Here is a 24695-nt window from a genome sequence, read left to right as displayed (position 1 = left end):
AGATATTAGTCTCTCAATCCACAAATAGAAGTTAATGCTACCCTATACAGCTATTCTCATTATTCCTAGTGGTATTGGTGCATCTATTGGGGGTTATGCTGGTGATGCTATACCTGTTGCCAGAGTTTTGTCACAGGTTTGTGAGCGCTTAATAACCCATCCTAATGTTCTCAATGGAGCCTGCCTCTACTGGAATTTCCCCAATACTTTGTATGTTGAGGGTTACGGACTAGATAAATTTACAGCCGGTGATTGGGGTCTCTACCCAGTCCATCAAAACAAAATTGGTTTACTTTTAGACCAAGGTATCGAGTCGGAGTTACAGTTACGCCAACTGCAAGCTGCTGATGCTGCGAGAGGAACCTTGGGTTTGTCTTTGACCGATTATGTTATTACAGATGCTCCTTTAAATATAGAATTACGTATATCAGAATCAGGTATAAGCTGGGGGACAATTGGCAACCCTGATAGTTTATTACGGGGTGCAGAGGTATTAATAAAAAAAGCAGGTGCAACTGCAATTGCTGTTGTTACTAGGTTCCCCGATGAAATTGATAGTGAGGTAGATAAAAACTATCGACTGGGACAAGGAATAGATCCCATAGCTGGTGCAGAAGCGGTAATTAGTCATTTAGTTGTACGACATTTTCAAATACCATGTGCCCATGCACCCACGTTTTTACCCTTACCCTTAGAGAGAAATGTATCACCCCGTACAGCAGCAGAAGAATTAGGACACACTTTTCTACCCAGTGTACTCGTAGGATTAAGCCACGCTCCTCAATTCATAACCAGAAAATCTTTAAATAAAACTGGTACAATTGTTGACCATCTAAGCATTTGGGCAGAACAAATCAATTCAGTAGTTCTACCAGCTAGTGCATGTGGTAATAGTACTTTGTTAAACTTAAGTCAGAAGCAATGTCAAATAATCACAGTTGAAGAAAACCAAACGAAGATACAAGTTTACCCCCAACTCATAGGCATAGAACCAATCCAGGTTAGATCCTATTTGGAAGCTGTAGGTGTGATAGTGGCACATAAAGCAGGTATTGACCCTTTGACTCTTAACCCCACCATCTCCTCTTTACAGCCAATGGTTATTTAGTTACTAGTAATATAAGCTACCCCCATCCTAATGCCCGTGATTGAAAAACAAGAACCAGAAATTCCATATCTTAGCCGTATTCAAGTACTCGTTGCTATGGGTGTAACTGCCATTTTATTATGGGCAGTTGCCAAATTGTGGCTTCACATTGGTGGTATTCCCCTTATGTCTTGGCGTTGGTCTCCCCAAGATTTTTCTCTTGGTCTCGGCCTTGGGTTATGTATTACTGGCTTCAGCAGTTTAATTTATCAATATTGGTCTTCCTATCGTAGGAGTGCTAATTACTATCTAGAAGTTATTCTTAAACCATTGGTATTACCAGATTTAATTTGGTTAGGTTTATTACCAGGATTAAGTGAAGAATTATTATTTCGGGGTATTATGTTACCAGGATTAGGGATGAGCCACCTCGCCGTAATTTTGTCCAGTCTTTGCTTTGGCATATTACACCTAAGTAATTCCCAGCAATGGTCATATGTCATTTGGGCAACTATCATTGGATTATTGTTAGGGTATAGTGCAATTCTGAGTGGTAATCTGTTAGTACCAACTGTAGCTCATATATTTACTAACTTATTATCCAGTTATTTATGGAAGTTCAAGCAATTGTAGGATGAATCTTACTAAATGTATTTTTCTAGACTATAAGTTTGACTAGGCACTCAATAATAATTCTCTTCTTACCAGCTCAACACACAATATTTAACATGTGCTTATGGATAATGATAGTATTATCTTTGTTCTAATTTGGAAACTATTCATTCTTTAAATAAGATGTTAAGATATTGAATAGGTGTAATAATTATGTTAAATAGTAGTTCCCGAATTATGTAATACTTACTTTCTCAATTTGAAGAAGACTGTTTACTGCTTAAAATATCATAAGTATGAACTAACTTACTAACATTATTTCGATGCTCTGGAGAAATAATTGGTGATTCATGTTCTAGTTCTATAATTAATTTGCCAAAAATATTATTAGCTCTTTTATTAATGGAATTAATCAACAAGCTAGGCATGTTTAACTCTTGCTCAGGGCTCTTTTCATCAATTTCATTGTTACTATCTTCTTGTAATATTATTTTCAACACTTCTATTTCATTTGGTGGTAAATTTTGCAAAAGTAGATTCCATTCAGGAGGTAGTTCATCTACTATTTCCATATCATTAACTTCTTGTATTAGTTCAGCAAAAGGAAATAATTCCATTTCTGAATCTACCTGTTCATCTAGAGGTGTTTGGGCAACATTATCAAATTGTTGTAATAGTTCCCAAATCTCTTTTTGCAACTGGTCTCTCTCAGTTTGTAATATGGTGATCTGTTCTTGTAGTTGTCTAAATTCTGCTTTCTGCTGAGCAATTGTATCATCTAAGCTTGTTGAACTCATTTCTAAAATGTTTTTTGCTTCATCATTTACTTTTAGGATTTCATTTTTTTTGCTCTCTTGTAATTCTAATTCTTGTAGTTGTAACCTCATTTCATAAAGTTTTTCTTCTAGCTGCGGTCTGAGTCTATTTAGCAGGGTTAAATTATTTTCCAAATCCTGCTTTTGTTCTTGCAATTCATCAATTTGGGATTTTAGCTGCGTTATTTCAGCTTTTGCTAAATTACCGTTAATATCCAAACTGCGTTTTTCTTTATTCAACTCATCTAGATAGTTACTTGATTGATCTATATTCGCTTGTAAATTATTTACCTCTAATGTTAATTGATTAATCTGTCTTTCTATTGCTTTTTTCTCAACACCTAAACTACTAAATTCTCGCTGATTTTTTTCTATTTGATTTTTTAGTTTATTTGACTCCATTTGTAAAGAAGAAGAATAAGCTTCAAGTTGATTAATTTCTCCAATAATATGTTTCTTTAGCACCTCTAATTCCTTTACTCTTCGTTGAAGAAGGTCTATTTTCCCTTTCATCTCATAACGATTTTGTTTATGTTCTATAAACAGTAAGGTATAGGTAATAGTTATTGTTATAATTCCGGTGATCAATGCATCTCTAAAATCCCAGGTAAGCGCAAGGCTTAAACCAAAACTAACACCTAAAGCAATTATACCAAGAACAAATCGGTGACTGAGCATAGCTGATTGCATATTGCTTATTTTTGGGCTTGTAGTCATACTATAATAAATGACTTTCTCATACCATTATGTCTCCCATAGCTATTAATAAACTTCAGGTAAGATTCACCTATAAAATCCATATGAATTTATAATAGCTGAGATAAGACCAAGGCATTATATTGCTAATTATAATTTGATTTCAATGTATTGACTTTTCAAATATTTATCTTTTCCATATAGGGGGACTGTGAAAGCCTAGTATATTAGAGCTATTAATAAAAAATCAGTTTTCGAGGAAAATTTATATGAACATGATCACATTATGTTTATCATTGATAATCAACTTGCTATTATATCTTCAGAAGTATGAAACTGTTTTTTATAAACTTTCTCTGAGTTCCCCTTACTTAAAAATATTACCTCCTTTACTTGAACTAATTTTACGAGGTTCTTGCAAGTGTGCCTTAGTGTTTTACCAGAAAAATTAAATAGTGTATTGAAATTAACTTATAATAACCGTCTCAACACATAAAAATGCTCAGTAGATTGCCCTGTAATGTTTAGTCCACTTTATTAATAATTTAATATTCTTATACAAGAAATATTCTAGAATCACTTGTCGTTTATTTATCCAGCTACAAATTTTAGTGTAAACCTTAATGAAATAAAAGTCCAACCATACTTAAAATCCTACGTAGGATTTTAAGTATGGTTGGTTATGAAACAGCTATTTCTTAAGTTTCTTAAGCAAACTTTATATCATACTTGAAAAATATTCTGAGTTGTAAGGTAATATACCTGTTACTTACAGGTATTACTGAGAGTTACTAAGAGATTATTACAAGCCTTTCCGCTCACTTTGGTAATTGCTTATGTCAATTTCTAATTAGTTCAATGTTATCAAAATGTTTAGCATTTCACCTGTTTACTTATTAACTTCCTTCTTTATTAGTTTGATATATAAATTTTTCAGACTTATCCTCTATTTTAAATACCTTGAAGCATTGGTAATTACCTCTGTAAAAAATATCATATCTATTCACTAATTACCTATTAAAGTTAAAAATAGTGCTATACACTTATGAAACACAAACATACTAAAGTGCTTGATTTTTTACTATTATTACAATAATTAAGTCTATAGCCTATAACTTAGAATTACTAATGCTTAGAATAAAATAACACTTTCAATAAACAAATAATTCTTATCTGTTATATATAAACTATATAAAAATCCTTATAGAGCTCTAGGAGAAAAGTCTCTAAATAATCCTATTAACATTTTAGAGACTTTGGAACAATTAGTCATCAATATAAAATTAATCAGCAGAATTTTATCATAATTGTTATAACAGCTACATAAAGGAAAGGTTTGAATAGAGATCATAAATACTGGTAATTAAGGAGTGTATCAAATGTATATTGCCATTTTGGCAAGTATTACCTCAAAAAATCAGTTATTAGTAGATTTTACTAATCTGTAAATAAATACTAGATACTAGTATTTATTTACTTGATATAAATATTTATCAACATATGTAATATTTAATAGTTATAAAATCTATTATTTAGGATATAAACTATGTTATTTTTACTGTCGGCTCACAATGTTATTCATTATTTGCAAAAGGCCAAAATATGTCAAATGGAAGAGATAAATATACTTGCACATGATCTAACAAATACTGGTGAAAATAATAAGTTTTTAGTTACATTCTCTACTGGAGAACAGTTATTAATCAAACAGAAAAAATATAATATTGATGATAATAATACCCAAGATTTTTTCAATGAATGGTTAGTTTATCAACTTGTGCAAAAATTTCCAGTATTAGCAAATCTTAAAGTAATTGCACTATTGGCAACCTATTTTGACCAAGAAAACTCGATTTTAGTACGTAATTACTTAAGCGATTATCTGGAACTAGGTAATTTTTACCAGCAGCAGGATATATATCCAGAATCAATTGCTGCTGCTATTGGCAATGGCATAGCAGTCATCCATCAGAGTACTCTTGAATTTCGCGAATATAGAGACTTTATGGCTAATGCCCCCCAAGGACAATATCGATATCAGTTCCACAACCCAGCTCAGGGAATAGGAATTATGGGAACAGAAATCTTATCTTATATCCCTGATGATGCAATCAATTTTTACACTGTCTATCAGAGTCAGGAGAGCATTACAGCAGCAATTGCTGATTTGGCATATAATTGGCATCCATGTTGTTTAACTCACAATGGACTACGGCTAGAAAATATTATAGTGCACTCTCGTTGGCAACAATCAGATGATAGTCTAATCAAATTTATTGATTGGAAAGCAGCATCTTGGGGAGATCCAGTTGTTGACATAGGTTGTTTGATAGCTAGCTACTTAAATATTTGGTTGCAGAGTTTAATAACAGATAATAGTCTGGAAATAGAAGAATCATTAGCGTTGGCTTTAATTCCTTTAGAACTAATTAAACCTTCAATTATTGCCTTAATTAAGGCTTACCTCAAACAATTTCCAGCAATTATTAATTATCGACATGATTTTATCTATAGAGCCATACAATTTTCAGGCTTAGTTCTAATTAATCGCATGCAGGAAAAAATCTTTACTCATAAATATTGCAGTAGCCAGAACATGTGCGCATTAAAAATAGCAAATAATCTTCTAAGCATGCCACAAAACTCTATACAAACAATTTTAGGAGTGGAAATATCTGAATTGATTCCTGATATAGAAACGCCTCAAAATATACCATATGCACATAAGGGAAGAAATTTACTGCGTATTTACCATCCTACAGCCAAGTTAAAGGGCTGTTAACCGTTCATTAGCAAATATAGTTTAAGCTTATAACCTAACTAGTGATACTTTTCATAAATGTTAGAAAATACCGTAAATAAAAGTGACTATCTATCAGATATTATTGAAAATGTAAATATAGAATCTAAATTTTGTATTAATCACCACAACTATAATAAATTTACATTATCACCGAAAATAGTAGAAAGATTAAAAAATATTTCTCTAGAACTACAGCAAAAATACTTGCATATCTTACTAAAAAGATTTATTTATGGTATTTATTTTAGTGGCAGATTAAAAAGTATTTTATCACCAATTTCTAATGATAAAAAATACTTATTATCCCCAGATATAGAAAGTGAATCAATCATAGGGGTTGACTGGAAATTTTATAAACTATTAAATAGGTATAATCATGGAGTAGGCCATTTTGATCCTGATTGGCAAATAAGACGTTTAGAACCAGATGGAAGTATTGCTGTTGTTAAAAATGGTTTGCACTTACATATCGAACCAAATTGGTTAATAAAATCTACATGGAAATACCCCAAAGTGGATGATGCAATTATGGTCTGGATGAATAATAGCAGACTAGATAATGGATTTTATGTAGCGGTGAGTAATATTGGGTTAGAAAAATCACACCAGCCAGGCACCGGAATTATGGGTGGGGGAATATATTTTAACGTTAACTCAACTGGGGCAATTAATCTCATGGATAAATTTACCACAAATTTAAACAATGCTGGTGTTGGTTTTCGTTTTCAAGTTCCTTGTCACCCTGATAATTACCAATGTATGAATTCAGGAACTCTATATTTTGATGTCCGTGACTATAAAATAATTATTAACGTAGTTAGGGCAGCCTATCAAGAAAATAAGTGTCATTTTTACCCAGAAACCCCACTGTTTACTAAATATTTAGCACCAGGAATTGGTTTTGCAGAACAACCAATATCTAAAATCTCTCTACCGCGTAGCTTTGGCATGCAAGGTTGTCAAATTATGGCTAATGCATTGATCGATGCTTGGGAAAGAAGCAAAAAATCTAGTGTTAGTAAGTTGAGGATTATTCGCCAACATTTTGCTCATTTAGGTATTGATTTACAATTTCCCTATCTAAATCCATATTCTTGTGATATATATGATTTTTGAAATGTATGGAAGTCCAATATTACAATGATTTAAGGAGTAAGATACTATGCTGGTAAGAGTAAAATTGTCTGGTAAGTATCACAAGTAAAGATGTATCTCTTCAAATGGGTAGTAAAAAACATAAAATATTGGAGAATAAAATATATATTATTAGTTTATTCCTTAACTTCACCTATTTTTGATATTATTTTTATAATGCTAAGAAAATTTATATAATCTAGTAGCGATGGTTATTAAAATTGTTTCTAGCTATTCATTTTCATGACAATATGATATTCATATCCTTGATATTATTTATGTAGAGAAGATGTAAATTTAATTTTTATGAATTACATATCAAAATTTCCAAACTATTTTATTTTATATATTATTCAGATATATATTTTGTTTACAACATATTCAACTTTGTCGCAGTACATTTTTCCGAGTTCATCTTACCTAAAACTAAAATTTATCTGGTAGACCGACTACTTTTAAATTACTCTGAGAATATTTTTTATGTTTACTAGAAGTTCAATAAAAGATACCTCTAGTATTTATGCAGATAGGGTCTTATAGTCATTAATTATCATCAATTTTGAGTTCAGGCCATAAGGATATACTCTGTTCCTATGATTTGATTAATTGCTATAGGGTTATACAGGTGATATTCAGAAGCAATATCACTTGTACATTTTTACGTAATTAACTCGGGAAATTAATCAAATTTCTCAACCTAAATAATCCTAATCAATATTTTTACAATTATGCTTATGTATAATAAAGTCAAGATATTATGCTGTTTTATCAGTGTATATTGTTCTAAACTTAGAGTTTAATTTAGCATTAATTCTATATGTGAATATTAATAGGGGGAAAAAGTTAAGCTCAAATTAATTTTGATAGGATAAAATTCAATAATAATAATGTTATTCTATTATTAGAATCTGTTTAGGCTAATATCTTATAGATAAGATACTCGGTAGTAATGATAGTATAACTTAAGAATTTTAAAGATGCTAATAATCCCTCAGGTCTGCTCTAACCTTCCTGCGATATAGAACCTTATTTTTTAATTTCTCAAATTTAAATCTACATTTTCACCTAATAGGCATATTTTTATAACTGCAGTCAAATTAGTTTAAGGTTAAACTAGGATATATATTACTTAATTATTCTTGTACTCAATTTGGAAATTATCACTATTTTTATCAATGTCTTTTAATTATTATCGTACTATAAGATTTAAAGATACAGATGCTGCTGGGGTAGTTTATTTTGCTAATATGTTAGCAATATGCCACGAAGCATACGAAGAGTCTTTAGAAGCATCAGGTATTGATTTACAGACATTTTTCGCTTATTCACCTTTAGCATTACCCATAGTTCATTCTAGTATAGATTTTAACTACCCTTTATTTTGTGGTAATAAGTTATTGGTAATTTTAAGAACGCAGCAATTAGGAATTGATAAATTTGAAGTGAACTATGAAATCCTTATGGCAAATTTAATTGCTAGTAAGGCTATTACTAGACATGTATGTATTGAAATTAGTACTAGACAAAAGCATCAATTACCTAATCAAATTAGACATTGGTTACATAATAATCACGGAGATGAAGATAATAGGGAGAAAAATTAATGAGGATATAATTATTTAAATAAGTTACTATATTTTATAGTAGTAAATAGATAGTAAGAAGAATGTAAAAAATAGCTAAAAACCTCAAAAAATCTAGAAATAATTCTTATTATTACTAGGTAAAATGATAAATATTAATTAAGTTAATATTGTTATTTTTTAGGGGAAATCCGTAAATTATACAAAAAGTCAAAGTAGAGATATATAAAAATCGAAGTTAAATAGATATAGATGATTTTACTTTATTAACTTAATATTTTCGATGAGTATATAATATATTTTGGGAATAAAAATCTGTAGTATATAAATTCTTTTAAAATCACCAGTAAGATAAATATAAAAGTAGATGTATCTATACTTATCATGAATGGTCTTTACTCTGTATATAATGATCTATGAATCAATATCAAATATACTTAATGGCTATATCTTGTGCGATAGAATCTAAATGTACAATAAGTAGAAATATAGTTTACTTGAATTACTACAATTTGTCAGTTTTCATAAGGTATTATATTCATGCAGGATATTGTAGTGTTATCCATGGCTTTTTATAAGAGATTATGAATATCCTAAGTAGGAGATTACCTGAGAATCCCTGCTTGTAGCTGTAGTTTATCCTGCCATTAATTACAATTATGCTTATAGATTGGTTAATTTTTCAGGGTATAAGATTAAAATATTACGATCCCGAATTTGACATTATTTTATATAGACTTAGAGTAAGTATTCTTCTAGCAGGAACTATTTAGTATTTTACTTCATTGTTAATAATTTACAGCAGCAGAACAAGCACTATATAAGAGAAATACTGCAAAATAATCAGAATCAACCATACGCAATTCTTAGGAAAAAATTGATTGATTAAAACTTTTATCACCATCTTTCGATTAAATAGCAAAAAAAACTAATGGTGAATCAAATTCCTACGAGAATTGAATTTATGATAAGGTTTATTTTTCCTGTCCTAAATTAATTATTGAAAACCTTTTTGCTAAATTAGCACCAGAATTTGAATTAAGTGTTTACTATAACTACATCGTATAAAATCACTCCCCAGTTATACATCTGAATTCTTATGTTGGTATCTCCTCCGATCTGTCTAAGTCCATAAAATATCATAGATATTATCACTCAGGATTTACCTAAAAAGGTCCTGATTCATGTTCAAAAGTCTACCGATTTCAAGACAACATTGTAATTCCTAGCCTTGATAAAGGCACTTTATTCACAGTAAAGTTACCCTTATTAAACATATAATGTCAATTCTTAGAACAAGAACTAGATAAAACTATCAATTCTAGTAGCAACCACTTTTGTTTTTTACCCATTATCAGGAAACGTTATTTCAATAATCTTAATATTATCAATTCAAAATTATATATAAAAATACTCCAGGTTGATTACCAGGAGCTTTCACGCAACTAATTCAAATGGGTCTATTATTTTATAATTAAATTAAGACTTGTAGATAAAGTAAAGGATAAATTGTATATTCTACTCCTTTTGAAAATGATCCTGGCTTAAAGTCAGGTCGTCTATTGTTAATAAGTCCCGAATAATTTTGGTTATACATTTTTGCAACAATTGGGATGTAATCTGTTGGCCTAAAAGTTGTACATTGGGATTAAAAACTATTTGAGTGATCTGGGATGCCATTTCCACAGGGTCAAAGATATAGTTTCCTCGCAAAATATCTATAATTCTTTTGATATGTTCAAGAGCCTTTTGTTGCTCATCTATGGTTTCAAATTCTTGGGTGGTGACGTTTATCCCTAGCTTTTCTCTTAGAAGGCCAATGAAGTGGTTTAGGATACTATTACCCAAGGTACCGGAAATTTTTACAAACTCATCAACTATATAACCACGAATGAATTCACCTCTTTCTGATGAGAGAAAATCTACTGCTTGATCTAAGGCTAATGTTAAGTCATAATCTTGGTTCCTTTGAGCATTTTTCAACAGGTTTTCTAACCTATTCCACCTCAAACTACCATCCTTAAATAATAAGTCCTTTAAGGATGTTCTTAATTCTATAGCAGGATCCATTAATAAACGCTTAGCAACATAGGGATATGCTTCGCTAAGAACCTTGAAGTTAGGATCAATATAAATTGCAATTCCTTCCAAAGTTACTAAGGAACGAATAATTAAAGCATAGTAAGGAGGAACACTGAATGGATATTCATACATTAAGGCAGACAAATCATCTGTAATACTTTTAATATTCAAATCAGCGACACTAGCACTTTGAGCATCTGCAAATACCTTCCCAAAAGCTGGAATAATAGGGGTCAGATCTGTATCTGGAGATAAGAACTCCAATTTTATATAATCAGAAGCTAACCCCTCAAAATCACGGTTCACCACATGGACAATTGCTTCAATTAAACCATAACGTTGGGGTGGTTTCACTTCACTCATCATACCAAAATCCAGGTAGGCCAATTTCCCTTCTGGAGTGGCCAGTAGGTTTCCTGGATGGGGGTCAGCATGGAAAAAGCCATGTTCTAATAATTGTCGTAGGGAACACTGTACCCCCACCTCGATTAAATACCGCGCATCGATTCCCTGCTCCTCAATTTCCCTTGCTCGGGTTAATTTTATGCCATTTATCCACTCCATCGTCAAAACCCGACGATTAGTATAATCCCAGTATATTTTTGGTACATATATATCTTTTATATGGCTATACAACTCACAAAATCGCTCTGCATTTTTCCCTTCATGAACATAATCCATTTCTTCAAAAATGCGATCCCCCAATTCATCGAGAATACCCACTAAGTCACTGCGGATACGTTTAAACCTCTTTTTTGCCCATGTTGCTAATTTCCGTAGTATATACAAGTCAATCGTAATACCTTCTCGTAAATCAGGGCGTTGGACTTTTACTGCTACTTCTTCCCCTGTATTTAATTTTCCCTTATATACTTGCCCTAAAGAAGCTGCGGCAATCGGTTGAGGTGATAACTCCGTATATATCTCCATTGGACAGTATCCTAATTCTTCTTCAATGAATTGGTAAGCAACCTCATTAGGAAAAGCAGGCAACTGGTCTTGTAAATGGGTTAACTCTTCTAGATATAGAGGAGAAACTAAATCAGGACGGGTAGACAAGGCTTGTCCAATTTTGACATATGCTGGACCCAGTTTTGTCAACAGTTCACGTAGTCTTACAGCATGGTGGCGTTCATTTTCTACAGATATTCCCCATTTATTATCCCACCATAAACCAAAAACAAAAGTTATAGTGGGTGTTAAAATTCTTACTATTCTTTGTAAAACCTTTAAAGGGCGGCGTTGATAATAAGCTGCTATTTCTTCTGAATTATAGCGTAAGTTTCCTAGCTCTATGTCTGCCCCTACTGAGTGAGTATTTTCCCTTGGTGACATACGTTCAGAAGAAACTTGTACGCCTATTTCTGAGTTGTCTAGAGGTCTATCTACGGAGGAAGAAGAAGTCTCTGTCTTCACAATCATAAGTTGACTACTATGCTCGCATTATTATGTTAAGTATTGTAACAACAGTTCGAGGACAATGCATATACTTCTAAGTTATTAGCTGTGAAAATAGGAGAAGTTAAGAAAAATATAATTTTCTGCTTTTACAAGATTTTCAAATAATGAAGCCTTTTGGTTTAAGAACTATAACCATTATCTAAATCTGGTAATTTCATATAGTTAAAGTCTATGAGTGGACATGAATCTTTTTTTACTCAAACTTTTATACGACTCTGATGAACTTAAATTTCACAACACCTGATTTAATGCTAAAAGACTATGAAAATAAAGGAGAAATATTGATTACATAATTTTATATTTATCTTGATGATGCTTTCTCTATAAATTACTCCAAAATTTAAAATCTAAAATTTATGGTGCCTGCCATCACGGAGAATTAAATTATATGTTGTCTGTGTTGCGAATTGAAAATTTTGCCTTAGTGGATCGTTTAGAACTTTCGTTTGGTATTGGATTAAATGTATTAACCGGTGAAACTGGTGCTGGTAAGTCGGTTATTTTAGACGCAATTGATGCTGTATTGGGTGGTAAAGCATCCAGTAAGTTAGTCAGGGCTGGAAATAATAAGGCAATTATAGAAGCCACTTTTACTCTTAGTACAGCAGTAGCTGCTTGGTTAATAGAACAAGGAATAGATTTGATAGATGATAATTCAGTGATTGTAAGTAGAGAAATTACCCTTAGCATAAAAAATATCCGCAGTAGATCACGAATTAATGGGATATTAGTCAACCGACAGATAATAGCAGAAATGCGTGAATACTTGGTGGAGATTACAGCCCAAGGAGAAACTGTACAAATAGGACAATCGGCACAAGTAAGAGAATGGTTGGATGCTTACGGAGACAAAGAAATTGGGCAACAAAGACAAACTATCATGGATGCTTTTAAACGCCATCAAACAGTATCTGAGTTACTAGAAAAATGCCGTGACTCTGCTCAAGAAAAGCTGCAAAAGTTAGATTTACTTGCCCACCAATTACAAGAATTAGGAGGGGCAAACTTATATACAAGTGATGAATTAGAACAGTTACAACAAGAATATCAACGACTGAATCATGTAGAGAAACTACAACAAATGAGTTACAAGGTTTACCAAGCCTTATATCAGGATGAATCACAAACTCCTACTGCTACTGATTTATTAAGTGATAGCGAGGTAGATTTAACTAATATGGTGGATTATGACAGTCAACTTCAAGCGATATTGGATATGGTGTGCGATGCTCAAGCCACTATTAAGGAGGCTGCTAGACAAGTAAACAAATATGGAGAAAGTTTAGAAGCAAATCCTCAACGTTTAAAGGAAGTAGAGAGCAGAATTAGACAATTAAAACAAATTTGCCGTAAATATGGTCCAACGTTAAATGAGGCAATTGCTTACTATCAAAGCATTGAAGTAGAAATAGATCTGCTCAATAAAAGCGAACAATCCATTGAGGATTTGGAACTAGAGGAACGTGAATGTTGGCAGAAACTTACCCAAGCATGTCAAAAATTGACACAGCTAAGGATTAGTGCAAGTAACAAGCTGGAATCAGAACTTATTGGGGAACTCAAACGCCTAGCTATGGAAAAGGTGAAATTCCATGTAGATATAGTTTCTACAACCCCCACAATATATGGTGCAGACAAAATCACATTCATGTTTAGCCCCAATTATGGAGAACCCCTAAAACCATTATCCAATATTGCTTCTGGTGGTGAAATGATTCGCTTCTTATTAGCCCTAAAAGCTTGTATTTTCGAGGTTGATAGGGTAGAAACTATGATATTTGACGAAATTGATGTGGGTGTATCTGGTATGGTTGCCCAGGCAATAGCAGAAAAATTGTACCAAATCAGCCAAGGATGTCAGGTATTATGTGTAACTCATCAACCTCTGGTAGCAGCTATGGCAGACAGGCATTTTCAGGTATCCAAAAAAGTTATAGATAAGAAAAAAGGTACAAAAGAGAATAACGAAAAAATGGAAGAGCGTACCATCGTAAAAGTTACTGCTTTAGATACCTTAAATAAACGTCGAGAGGAATTAGCCCAACTAGCAGGTGGTAAATCTGCACAGAATGCAATCACCTTTGCAGATTCTCTATTAACACAAGCAGCTCATTATCGTGTCCAGCAAAATTAATAAGCTAAATTGACACACATAGTCAATAATAATTATTAAATTACCAATATTATGCAAAGTCGTGACTATATTTATCTTTCATGTTTTTCTTGGGGAAAATATAATTTACTGGAAATTCTTAGAATCAAAATTTGCTTCACAAATTTTATTGATAAAATAATAACTTCAAGTTTACTATAGGTTGTCTGATCTGTGAAATGGAAAATATGGTAGGAGCATAATTTACACGTATAATAAATTTGGCTTTAAGGTATTAACTTCAGAATTTTATAATTCAGATATTTACTAAATTAAAATTGAGGATCTTCTCATAATAAATATTATGGTATTATCAGGATTTTAAATAGGTATTTTATTATATAATCATTACTAAATAGAAGGTTAGATTAACCTACTCTAACTCTTATTTTTTTAATTGAAACATATACAATAAACTTCTTTAGTATTTGCTCTCATAAACAACATACCTATATTATATCTATAATAGTAAAAGAAGTGTATGTTCTCCATTTAGACTGACTATAGAAGATGATAGAAGAAAACTTATAGAAGAAAACTTATTTTCAACTCGTGTCATAAAATCTTTATCTCGACTCAAAGCATTTTATCCCTAGTTATACCCAATATTAGGATTTATCATAAGAGACCATATTTCAATTGATGGATGAGATTATAAAGACTTGTAATTTTGCTGACTAATCATTGTGTCTAGTATTTACCCACTTACTAACAATCATATGTGGGACTACTACAATTACTACCAAAGATATATTTTTTAGGAAAGTAGTTGACCTTAGATTAAAGACAAAGCATTTCAATTTTAACCTAGCAAATAGAAGAAAATAAGACATTGTTTCTAAGCCATAAAAGAATTAACTGATTAATCAAATAGCGTGTTTATATTAAAGTAGTTACTGATGTCGGTAGTAAACTGAACGCTCTGGTTTCATCAATTTAGTTTAGAGCATAATGAAGTGGTGTAGAAAATTATGAAATCAAAAAAATATTAGTCATAGTTTGCTAACAGTATCAAATATTTCTAGATTTAATATGTATTTTGGCAATCTTATAAATCAATAGTGCGAGGTAATTGTTCAAAATACTATCTTAATGTATTCCGGTTGATAGATGATGCAAGTGACAAGAGGACTGAGAACTATTTTCTGAATAAATCCAAAATTCAAAATATAAAATATAAAATGCTTTATTTGATGTACGATCCTGTTCTAAGCACTTCAGCCAAGGGAGAAACTAGGTTGGCTCCTACACTCGGTGTAAACATTGATCATATTGCCACTATTCGCCAGGCCCGTAAAACAGTGGAACCTGACCCCATTGCAGCTGCCATATTGGCAGAGTTAGGAGGTGCGGATGGTATTACAGCCCATCTGCGTGAAGATAGACGACATATACAAGAAAGGGATATACGTTTGCTACGACAAATCGTGAAAACCCACTTAAATTTGGAAATGGCAGCCACTGATGAAATGGTGGCAATTGCTCTAGAGATTAAACCAGATTATGTGACTCTAGTACCAGAAAAACGGGAGGAGGTCACTACGGAAGGCGGTTTAAATATTACAGGTCAAATTCCCAGAATAGGTAGGTTCATAGATAAATTGCAGGGTGCTGGAATTCCTGTGAGTTTATTTATAGATGCAGAACCTGTACAAATTAGAGCATCCCAAAAATTACAGGTGAAGTTTATTGAACTACATACTGGACGATATGCAGAAGCAAGAGATGAAGCCACTCGCAAAAAAGAGTTAGACTTTTTAGCTATGGGCTGCAAACAGGCAATTTCAGCTGGATTAAGAGTAAATGCCGGACATGGACTGACCTACCGTAATGTCTATCCTGTTGCTTGTATTCCTGGCATAGAGGAATTAAATATTGGTCATTCAATTATCAGTCAGGCTGTATTGGTAGGTATGGAAAAGGCTGTACGAGAAATGAAGCAAGCTATAAGTAGATAATTTTAATCAGTGAACATTCAATTGGTAATTAGTAACTGATAATTGAAGAGGGGGAATATTGCTGCGGTATCTGGAAATTTATCGTGTCTATTATCATAAAAAGTACGGAATTATATGAGCTCAACACAATCTAATGACCTACCCTTGTGGGTACAGGATAGGGATGAGGTGATTGTATACAGTAAACAGGCTAATATCGAGTGGCGTAATGGCACTCCCCCAGATTATAGCCGTTCCAAAGAAAATCTCGCCCATGAAAGTTTATATAATCATGTAGAAGGTTCCTTAGAGGCAATTGTACAAAACCTAGTGAGAACCTTCGAGATGGAAGTGTCTTTTAAAAGTAACCCCCAGCAATGGTTGTCTGTCATCAATGAACAATTTCGTGTCAGCACTAATGGTGGTAGGGAATTCACTGCTGAAGAATTAGCAGCAAAAGGCACTTATAATGCTTTTATGCCCAATTCGGAACATTATCAGTCTTCCGAAGAGACCTTTGAGTCATCCCATCAAATATTCCATTCTGCATTTCCTCAAGGATTTCCCTGGGAAGTTATAGAGGTTTATTCAGGACCACCCAAAGTTACCTTCAAATGGCGGCATTGGGGTCATTTTAGGGGGGAGTATAAGGGTTTTGCACCTACAGGAGAAACCATAGAAATGGTGGGTATAACTGTTGTTCGTGTTGCAGGTGACTTAAAAATAATTTCCATGGAAAACTATTTTGATAATAGTTTGTTCCTAAGCCAATTAACTGCTGGGGGAAAATTGGAAGATATTTCCAACCTCCCTGGTCGTTGTCCCTTTAGTAGTTGGCTAAAGAAATTCAAAAAGATTTAGTTATTTAAGGGCACAGTATGTTTTACTGTGCCCTTAAATAACTAAATCTTTTTGAAACTGGAATTTAGACTAATAAGAATTAAAGTAAATAATATTAAAAAGTTAATATATGATTAATATATTTTGGTATAAAAACTGATTCAATAAAATTTTTAAGCTAACCAAGATAACTTTTTTCAGTGTACTTCAAGTGGTTGATTATATACTGAATTTGTGTATATAGTTTCCAGCCAGTGAATTTCACATTTATGATTTGTTAATCACTTCTTGTTACGAAGGGGGAATATTTTTCCTAACAATATTTGTCTTCTAGCTAAAATTATCAAGTGGTTAGTGGTATCAAGGGACTATATCCGTCAAATTACCCTAGGGTGAAAAGTTTTTCCAGTGTAGAACAGAAGAATTATGTTGATGGGAAAATACCAAAAGTAAACAGCAAACTGTTGCAGATGTAATTGATAAAACTTACATATCCATATTTGAAAAATTTATAAATTTTGAGTGTCACACTATTGGATTCTTTCACCCTTCGACTATTAGGGTACTTCAAGCCTTACTCTAAGATAAATCAAACATGATGAACTATAAGTAAAATACATATATAACTTGATATTTCAACATAAATAAGTATATGTACTAACCTGGGGAAAAGAATCATTAAAAACTTAAACCTGTAAATGTTAATCTTTATTAATTATTAGTTTTTCCTTTTCACATAGGTATATCGCTATCAGGACTGGTATATTTAGATTAGTAATTCCTTTAATTACAATTTATGGCCTGCTTTAAAAGAACTTGCAGTTGTCCCTGAAAGTGGAACAAGGAAAAATATTTTTGTTCTGGAAATTACCTCTTATTAGCTTATATTATTAATTCCTCTTACTTAAACATTGGTTTCAAGTACTTCATTTACCTGAAGACCGCTCTAATCTTCTAAGTCATGTAATTATTGAATAGTAAGTAAAATAGTAATTCAAAATGCAAACATACTATTACGTTTTGGCAAGTCAACATTTTTTATTAGTAGAGGAACCTTTAGAAGAAGTAATACGGGAACGCACCCGTAACTATCGCGAACAAGACAAAAAAATCGATTTCTGGATAGTTAAACAACCTGCTTTTCTCCAAGCTCCTTCTATGGCAGAGATTAAGGCAAAATGTCCTCAACCATCAGCAGCAGTCATCTCCACTAATTCTCAGTTTATTATTTGGTTAAAATTACGACTAGAATACGTATTAACTGGAGAATTTCAGGCACCTAGTAGCGAAATTAATGATGCATTGGCATCATTAGCTACTATTTGTTAACTGAGATGAGTTCCACTCAGCAATTCCAAATTGATTAATCTAACAATTTTTCACATTATGGACAGTATGTTGAATGAGCTGTAAAAGAATACAGCTTGTTTTGGCTTTGGTTGAAATGTTAACTGATAAGCCATTGACAATATTTAAAATATTTGTGAATAGTATTTTTCGGAGAGAAAACATCCAATGTATTTATCTTCAGTGCATAAGTTTCACGTATTAACTAGTGTGTCAGCTACCAGTTTTTTGTTATCATTATTAAGTGTAATTGGCCTTATAAGCCCTAGCATCGCTGGAAACAAACAACCCCTTCCTGTATGTCAGCCACCAGATCCAGGGGAGCATCTTGTACTTGTAATTAGCAACTTTAAACATAATCGAAGTCAATTACGTCGTATCCTACCAGCAAAAACCAACATTCTAGTCTGTAAATATATTCAAAATACGGTTATTCGTGTAGGAGGATTTAGGAAAGTAGAAAATGCCAACCGTTGGGCTAGATATGTGAAAGATTCAACAGGTTTATCCACTATTATTAGCACCCGACCAAAAGGTAACAGTCAATTTAAAATTGATAATGATGAAAGTGGCATTTTACATCAATTGGGACATGGTTATGCTGTTTTAGTTGACTATTTGAAACATCCGGAAATGCTTGAATTGATTTATCGGATTATGGGTGGTGATGTGTGTTTCGCATCCTATGGAAAGCGTTCATATCTGCTAGCAGTTTATACTAATAGTCAAACGGATGCATATCAGACTCTAAAAAAACTGGGTGGTCATGGTCTTATTGCATCAATAGTTGATAGCCGCAAAGTGCTATTGCCACATTCATGTTGCCAGTTTATAATACCTGGTGGATTTTAATTAAGGATTCATAAAATTTCCGTTCAAACTCCTCAATCAAATAGTACAACTCCATTATAAATCTAATTTTCTTTTGCTTATTAATAAGCATATCTGGCCAGACAGGAAATAGTAATCCCCAACGCAAAACCAGCAATAACTTCAAATGGAGTATGCCCTAACAACTCCTTAAGACGATCTTGATTAAACTCAGGATGTTCGTTAAATAGCTCATCTATCATTTGATTAAGAATCCGAGCTTGTTTTCCTGCAGCCTGCCTCACCCCAGCAGCATCATACATAACAATAATTGCAAAGACTGTTGCCACAGCAAACTCTGATGATGACCAACCAACAGTTTGACCAACACCAGTAGCCAAGGCAGTTACCAGTGCAGAATGGGAGCTGGGCATACCCCCTGTAGTTACTAATACTTGTACACTTAATTTCCGATTCTGAATTACTTCAATAATTAGCTTTAATAATTGAGCAATTACACAAGCCACTAAGGCAACCAGTAGCACCCGGTTGTCTAATATATTACCAATGTCCTGCATGGTTCTTTGGTGATACTAGTAAACAATCATCAGCGATATTTTCACAAACATAGCTTATACCATTTTGGATTTCAGATTACCTTGTGGGTAAGTGCATTAGTATCTATGAATTTTATATCGTCAAATAGATATAAATACTGTATAAGCTTATTAAATAGAACTAATATTCTATGGTTGTAACCATAGAATATTAGAAAACCCAGGAATGTAATCTTAGAGGAAAAAGTTGTCCTATCATGAAACACGCTTTATATTTAGTGGTCGCGGCTAATTATAAAGTATGCCAATGCCAATAGTGGCTGGGCTTTTACACCAAATATTTCTAATTTTGAGCAGGCTTCAGCAACTAATTCCTCAGCTAGTTCTTGGGATTTTTTAATTCCCCATAAACTAGGATAAGTTACTTTCTTAGCCTGCTGATCCTTACCAATACTCTTACCCAGTCTCTCCTGAGTAGCAGTGATATCTAAAATATCATCAATAATTTGAAATGCTAGTCCAATATTTTGAGCATAAGTGGATAATCTTTCTAAATTCTCTTGTGTAGCCCCTGCTAAAATTCCCCCAGAAAGCACACTTATTTCTAGTAAAGCTCCTGTTTTGTGCTTATGAATGTAATTTAAGGTTTTCAGGGAAATATCAGACTTCCCCTCTGATTCTAAATCCACAACCTGACCACCAACTAAACCGGCAGCACCCACTGCCCTGCCTAATTTTGCAATTACTTGTAAAATCCTTTGGGGAGGGACATTTTCGGTTTGCATAGCAATGTGTTCAAAAGCATAAGCAAGTAAGCCATCACCAGCTAGAATTGCAATATCCTCACCATAAATTTTGTGATTGGTCATGTTGCCTCGACGATAATCATCATTATCCATGGCGGGCAAGTCATCATGGATTAGAGACATCGTATGGATCATTTCCAAGGCACAGGCTGTAGGCATCGCTATGTCAATAATACCACCAAGCATTTCACAGGTCGCTAGACATAAAACTGGGCGTAGACGTTTACCTCCAGATAATAAAGAGTAGCGCATAGCTTCATAAATAGTCTCCGGATACTGGATGGGTAAAGCTTTTTCTAGAGCCTCTTCACACAGTTGTTGTTTTGACCTTAAATACGTAACTAAATCGAATTTGCTATCCCTGGTAGTTTCTAGAAGATCATCCGCTGCCATCATCCTCAAATCCTTAAATTTCTAGATTGTCGTTACTAATTTTGCAATTTGTAGGGTTTTATAGTGTGGTGAGAGAATTTAATTACCTGCCCGTAGTTGATAACTAGCAACTGTATTTTGCAATAACATTGCAACTGTCATCGGACCAACACCGCCAGGAACAGGTGTGACAAAATCTGCTACTTTGTGTACTGAGGCAAAATCAACATCACCAACTAGTCTACTCCTGCCTCCAGGATCAGCAATGCGATTTATCCCTACATCTACCACAATAGCCCCTGATTTGACCATTTCGGCAGTAATAAATTCTGGACGGCCAACAGCTGCAATTAGAATATCAGCATTTTTGGCGATTGTGGGCAAGTTTTCAGAGTGGGAATGGGCAATTGTCACTGTTGCATTTACTTCTAACAGCATCAATGCTAAAGGTTTACCTACTAAAATACTTCTACCCACTACTAAAGCCTGTTTTCCTTCCAAGGGTATATTATACTCTTGGAACAGTCGCATAACTCCAGCGGGAGTACAACTCCGCAAACCTGGTTCTCGACGCATCAATTTTCCCAAATTTACTGAATGCAATCCATCCACATCTTTTTCCGGAGTAATATATTGCAAAATAACTGCAGGGTCTAGATGATCTGGTAAAGGAAGTTGTACCAAAATTCCATCAATGTTTTCATCTTGGTTCAGTTTCTTAATTAATCCTATAACTTCCTCATGACTAATTCCTGTGGGAAGGTATTTGCTAAAAGAGGTAATCCCTACTTTGGCACAGGCCTTTTCTTTCCCAGCCACATAAGCTGCGGAAGCTGGGTTATCCCCTAACATCAATACTGCCAAACCAGGAGCTCTTCCTATGTAAGACTGTAATTGTGTAATTGTCTGTGACAACTCCTGGTATATTTTATTAGCTAAGGCTTTCCCATCCAGTAATTTGGCTGTTTTTAGTTCCATGCAAGTATCTTTTTAATTATGTTGATCCCTAGTAGTAAAGAGCAACTCTCTAAGTAAATAGTTCTAACTTTTGCTGGATATGAAGCTATCCTAATATTCCCTCTTAAATTGCTTACCCTGATATAATTGCTGGAGCTCAGATTGAATTTAGTGTTAAAAAAAACTGGCTCAAAGGCAATTGAGTTTTAAAGCCCGGGTATTAAGATTCATATGAAACTTAGTGTGTTCTCAAGTTGTACTTGATACTTTATATTGTTGTCTTTCGATTATAAGCTACTCAGTACTAAACTAAGCTATTCAAAACATAACCTGGAAAGTTCATATTCTCAAGCACTAAGGTTAAAAACCAATAACACTAATGAAACTGTACAGTTTCATTAGTGTTATTTTCCTTCCTACTAATCTACAGTAGAGATTTCCACAAAACCTTTAATATCTTACCCATAAGGTCTTGTAGCTCCAAATACTACCTTTCAGCAAAACCTTATTATACTATTTTCAGGAAGATTGATCTTAATGTTCTGTTTTACCTGGAGCTTTTGCTTAAAATTCTGTCCATCATAGATATTATTTGAGTATGAATATATACAAACTACACTTATTACTGTACGCATAAACTACAACGAATTTTAGGGTAAAGTAAATTTAAGTAAAAATGCAATAACACCAGGATGCAAATTAAACTTTATGGGATATTCCATAAAGAATTTTGATCATATTGAGTAAGTCGTAATTTGATTGAATTTTTACATTAATTAAGTTTAATGGCGGCTGATTTAAAAGATCTAATGTGCAGGAAAAAATTTAATTTTTATGGTAGAAGCAAAAATATACTTTGGCTACATTCTATGCAAAGTAGAAAGTTTCTGGTTTGAGGTAAGGCAAACCTAGGAAGAGTTTTTGATGGGAAGCTCGGCAGTTCTTAATATAGAAGAGTGCTTTATGTCTAATGACATTTGGATTGATATAAATTTTATTTTCCATAGAATCTGATGATAAAAAGAGTAAGGGAATATTCTCTTACTAATATTATGAAGATACAAAAGTTATGAATTTTACCTAAGGGAAAAATATAAACCTAGAGTTTAGTCAAAGATTGTGTAACTTATCAAAATTATTTTGCCAAATTTAAATCCTGTAGTGAGGTGAACAAAGTAGTGGGATGACTAAAAACTTTCATCAACTAAATTAAAGATTTTGATAACCGTTTAATGATTGCTGCCACTAAATATATAGAACTTTGATTTTATGTCAGTATAAAAGAACCCTCAAAAACAAATCTTGGTGAGAAATTTTAGCTTAAATTCTGGATTAATTCCTAACAATAATATCTAACCTAATAATTCAAATATGTTGCTATAATTATTATGAAACATCAACCAGTATCTGTCGCAGTCGCCATTCTTTATCAAGATAAAAAGTTTTTAATGCAACTAAGAGAAAATATACCAGGTATTCTCTACCCAGGTTATTGGGGGTTCTTTGGAGGACACATGGAAGATGGGGAGACTCCATGTGAAACTCTTAAAAGAGAGTTACTAGAAGAAATTAATTATGAATTACCAGCAACTTTTTCTGAGTTTGGTATTTACTCTGATGACAAGGTAATTCGTCATGTTTTCCATGCACCATTATTAGTTGAACTAGACAAACTCACTCTCAATGAAGGTTGGGATATGGGTTTAGTTCCCTTAGAAGATGTATATCGTGGTAACTGTTATTCTGCCGTTGCTCGACAAATTAGGCCATTAGGACTAATACACCAACGTATTCTCTTAGATTTTATGGAATAATATTGATAAGAAACATGAAAACATAGCCCTAACTAAGTAAAGAAAAGCTAATGACTTGCTCTTTCTTAATTTCTTTACAAGAATGGTTAAATTGAACGTCAAGGAAGATTATAAAAATTCTCTAATCTTGCTGAACATTCTTAACTTTCTTAAACTCCATTTCTATAGCATACACAATTTAATTAATCATCTCCAAAATTACCCTGTAATTGCCTTTTCTACAACTGTTTAAAGGCAAATGTATACCTATAAAATCTGAATTGAACCCTAACACTTCCAAGACTTCTTTTCTGCATGTTATGACTAACATAAATTGTATATAGCAATAATTTTACTATAGTATATAAACTCGATTACAGCTCATCTATCCCTTCTATAAATTGCTAATTAAAGAAATTATGATAATCTGAGAATAGATAAGTAAAGCAATTGTTAAAATGCTAATTTAGCAATAACTCTCTATTATCTGGAACTAATAAAAGGATGGATTTAGAAGTTATCGTCATCTAAATCCAAAAGTATTATTAGCAACTATTTAAATTACGAATAATATCATTTTTATAGAGTGATAAATTAAACTAATAAGAATTGTATTGAGTCAGTGTAATACAAATAAATGCAAATATTCGTAATGAACGGCCAGCATTTAAAAAACTTTAGATTAATAGTTAAGAGTTACAAGTCAGAAATTAGTTTAAGAGTTATCTATATGCTGGGATTTTTTACTATTCTCCACTCTATTAGCTTATTCAGCTTAGTTACTTTCTCTTGAACTAGTTGTTATTACACGTGGTATTAGCATTTGTCATTGCTTCACGTCAAGATTTGAT

General features: G+C 32.9%; 16 protein-coding genes. 11 read left to right on the top strand and 5 right to left on the bottom strand.

Annotated elements, in window-relative coordinates; genetic code table 11:
• Positions 1-34: 34 nt before the first annotated feature.
• Together RINTHH_RS02345 and RINTHH_RS02340 are read left to right on the top strand one after the other, a co-directional pair.
• Positions 35-1108 carry a DUF3326 domain-containing protein gene (locus RINTHH_RS02345; RefSeq protein ID WP_008232449.1) on the top strand — a complete coding sequence of 358 codons (1074 nt, stop codon included), beginning with the start codon at positions 35-37 and terminating at the stop codon, positions 1106-1108.
• Between the two features lie 30 nt (positions 1109-1138).
• Positions 1139-1720 (top strand): CPBP family intramembrane glutamic endopeptidase, encoded by a 582-nt coding sequence (locus tag RINTHH_RS02340; RefSeq protein ID WP_008232448.1) that lies wholly within the window; start codon positions 1139-1141, stop codon positions 1718-1720.
• Between the two features lie 233 nt (positions 1721-1953).
• On the opposite strand, the gene RINTHH_RS02335 is transcribed toward RINTHH_RS02340, so the two are convergent.
• Positions 1954-3204 carry a hypothetical protein gene (locus tag RINTHH_RS02335; RefSeq protein ID WP_008232447.1) on the bottom strand — a complete coding sequence of 417 codons (1251 nt, stop codon included), beginning with the start codon at positions 3202-3204 and terminating at the stop codon, positions 1954-1956.
• Positions 3205-4819: 1615 nt separating this feature from the next.
• On the opposite strand from RINTHH_RS02335, the gene RINTHH_RS02330 reads away from it, so the two are divergent.
• From RINTHH_RS02330 to RINTHH_RS02320, 3 genes are all read left to right on the top strand, one after another.
• Positions 4820-5992: a phosphotransferase gene (locus tag RINTHH_RS02330; RefSeq protein WP_331270887.1), complete on the top strand. Its 1173-nt coding sequence runs from the start codon at positions 4820-4822 to the stop codon at positions 5990-5992.
• Between the two features lie 57 nt (positions 5993-6049).
• The gene (locus RINTHH_RS02325) at positions 6050-7129 is read left to right on the top strand and encodes a T3SS effector HopA1 family protein (protein WP_008232444.1); all 1080 of its coding nucleotides are present in this window, start codon (positions 6050-6052) and stop codon (positions 7127-7129) included.
• Between the two features lie 1193 nt (positions 7130-8322).
• Entirely contained in the window at positions 8323-8751 is a 429-nt protein-coding gene (locus RINTHH_RS02320) for an acyl-CoA thioesterase (RefSeq protein ID WP_008232441.1), read from the top strand.
• A gap of 1497 nt (positions 8752-10248) precedes the next feature.
• On the opposite strand, the gene RINTHH_RS02315 is transcribed toward RINTHH_RS02320, so the two are convergent.
• Positions 10249-12234 (bottom strand): ABC1 kinase family protein, encoded by a 1986-nt coding sequence (locus tag RINTHH_RS02315; RefSeq protein WP_008232439.1) that lies wholly within the window; start codon positions 12232-12234, stop codon positions 10249-10251.
• Between the two features lie 427 nt (positions 12235-12661).
• On the opposite strand from RINTHH_RS02315, the gene recN reads away from it, so the two are divergent.
• The 5 genes from recN (at position 12662) to RINTHH_RS02290 (ending at position 19401) form a co-directional block, all read left to right on the top strand.
• Positions 12662-14407 carry a DNA repair protein RecN gene (recN, locus tag RINTHH_RS02310; protein ID WP_008232437.1) on the top strand — a complete coding sequence of 582 codons (1746 nt, stop codon included), beginning with the start codon at positions 12662-12664 and terminating at the stop codon, positions 14405-14407.
• Positions 14408-15618: 1211 nt separating this feature from the next.
• Positions 15619-16383, top strand: coding sequence for a pyridoxine 5'-phosphate synthase (locus tag RINTHH_RS02305; RefSeq protein WP_044304418.1), 765 nt, complete (start codon positions 15619-15621; stop codon positions 16381-16383).
• A 114-nt stretch (positions 16384-16497) separates the two neighbouring features.
• Positions 16498-17223: an ester cyclase gene (locus RINTHH_RS02300; RefSeq protein ID WP_044304417.1), complete on the top strand. Its 726-nt coding sequence runs from the start codon at positions 16498-16500 to the stop codon at positions 17221-17223.
• A gap of 978 nt (positions 17224-18201) precedes the next feature.
• The gene (locus RINTHH_RS02295) at positions 18202-18531 is read left to right on the top strand and encodes an MgPME-cyclase complex family protein (protein WP_008232431.1); all 330 of its coding nucleotides are present in this window, start codon (positions 18202-18204) and stop codon (positions 18529-18531) included.
• 186 nt (positions 18532-18717) lie between these two features.
• A complete protein-coding gene (locus RINTHH_RS02290; protein ID WP_008232429.1) occupies positions 18718-19401 on the top strand; it encodes a hypothetical protein in 684 nt (227 codons plus the stop codon).
• Positions 19402-19481: 80 nt separating this feature from the next.
• Here RINTHH_RS02290 and RINTHH_RS02285 read toward each other — a convergent pair whose 3' ends face one another.
• The 3 genes from RINTHH_RS02285 to folD all read right to left on the bottom strand — a co-directional run bounded on the left by RINTHH_RS02285 (position 19482) and on the right by folD (position 22072).
• A complete protein-coding gene (locus RINTHH_RS02285; protein ID WP_008232427.1) occupies positions 19482-19937 on the bottom strand; it encodes a divergent PAP2 family protein in 456 nt (151 codons plus the stop codon).
• A 254-nt stretch (positions 19938-20191) separates the two neighbouring features.
• Positions 20192-21118 (bottom strand): geranylgeranyl diphosphate synthase CrtE, encoded by a 927-nt coding sequence (gene crtE / locus RINTHH_RS02280; protein WP_044304416.1) that lies wholly within the window; start codon positions 21116-21118, stop codon positions 20192-20194.
• A gap of 75 nt (positions 21119-21193) precedes the next feature.
• On the bottom strand, positions 21194-22072 hold the full coding sequence (gene folD, locus RINTHH_RS02275) for a bifunctional methylenetetrahydrofolate dehydrogenase/methenyltetrahydrofolate cyclohydrolase FolD (protein ID WP_008232423.1): 879 nt from the start codon (positions 22070-22072) through the stop codon (positions 21194-21196).
• A gap of 1367 nt (positions 22073-23439) precedes the next feature.
• On the opposite strand from folD, the gene RINTHH_RS02270 reads away from it, so the two are divergent.
• A complete protein-coding gene (locus RINTHH_RS02270) occupies positions 23440-23865 on the top strand; it encodes an NUDIX hydrolase (protein ID WP_044304415.1) in 426 nt (141 codons plus the stop codon).
• Positions 23866-24695 lie beyond the last annotated feature (830 nt).

Origin of the sequence: Richelia intracellularis HH01 (assembly GCF_000350105.1) — a bacterium.
GTDB classification, from domain to species: domain Bacteria; phylum Cyanobacteriota; class Cyanobacteriia; order Cyanobacteriales; family Nostocaceae; genus Richelia; species Richelia intracellularis.
This window is presented reverse-complemented; position numbering and strand designations above follow the sequence as displayed.

Excerpts from the sequence above, each read along its gene's own strand:
- RINTHH_RS02335 (WP_008232447.1), bottom strand. The coding sequence starts at position 3,204 with ATGCAATCAGCTATGCTCAGTCACCGATTTGTTCTTGGTATAATTGCT.
- folD (WP_008232423.1), bottom strand. The coding sequence starts at position 22,072 with ATGGAACTAAAAACAGCCAAATTACTGGATGGGAAAGCCTTAGCTAAT.
- crtE (WP_044304416.1), bottom strand. The coding sequence starts at position 21,118 with ATGATGGCAGCGGATGATCTTCTAGAAACTACCAGGGATAGCAAATTC.
- RINTHH_RS02320 (WP_008232441.1), top strand. The coding sequence starts at position 8,323 with ATGTCTTTTAATTATTATCGTACTATAAGATTTAAAGATACAGATGCT.
- RINTHH_RS02340 (WP_008232448.1), top strand. The coding sequence starts at position 1,139 with ATGCCCGTGATTGAAAAACAAGAACCAGAAATTCCATATCTTAGCCGT.
- RINTHH_RS02270 (WP_044304415.1), top strand. The coding sequence starts at position 23,440 with ATGAAACATCAACCAGTATCTGTCGCAGTCGCCATTCTTTATCAAGAT.
- RINTHH_RS02330 (WP_331270887.1), top strand. The coding sequence starts at position 4,820 with ATGGAAGAGATAAATATACTTGCACATGATCTAACAAATACTGGTGAA.
- RINTHH_RS02325 (WP_008232444.1), top strand. The coding sequence starts at position 6,050 with ATGTTAGAAAATACCGTAAATAAAAGTGACTATCTATCAGATATTATT.
- RINTHH_RS02290 (WP_008232429.1), top strand. The coding sequence starts at position 18,718 with ATGTATTTATCTTCAGTGCATAAGTTTCACGTATTAACTAGTGTGTCA.
- RINTHH_RS02315 (WP_008232439.1), bottom strand. The coding sequence starts at position 12,234 with ATGATTGTGAAGACAGAGACTTCTTCTTCCTCCGTAGATAGACCTCTA.
- recN (WP_008232437.1), top strand. The coding sequence starts at position 12,662 with ATGTTGTCTGTGTTGCGAATTGAAAATTTTGCCTTAGTGGATCGTTTA.
- RINTHH_RS02285 (WP_008232427.1), bottom strand. The coding sequence starts at position 19,937 with ATGCAGGACATTGGTAATATATTAGACAACCGGGTGCTACTGGTTGCC.
- RINTHH_RS02300 (WP_044304417.1), top strand. The coding sequence starts at position 16,498 with ATGAGCTCAACACAATCTAATGACCTACCCTTGTGGGTACAGGATAGG.
- RINTHH_RS02345 (WP_008232449.1), top strand. The coding sequence starts at position 35 with ATGCTACCCTATACAGCTATTCTCATTATTCCTAGTGGTATTGGTGCA.
- RINTHH_RS02295 (WP_008232431.1), top strand. The coding sequence starts at position 18,202 with ATGCAAACATACTATTACGTTTTGGCAAGTCAACATTTTTTATTAGTA.
- RINTHH_RS02305 (WP_044304418.1), top strand. The coding sequence starts at position 15,619 with ATGTACGATCCTGTTCTAAGCACTTCAGCCAAGGGAGAAACTAGGTTG.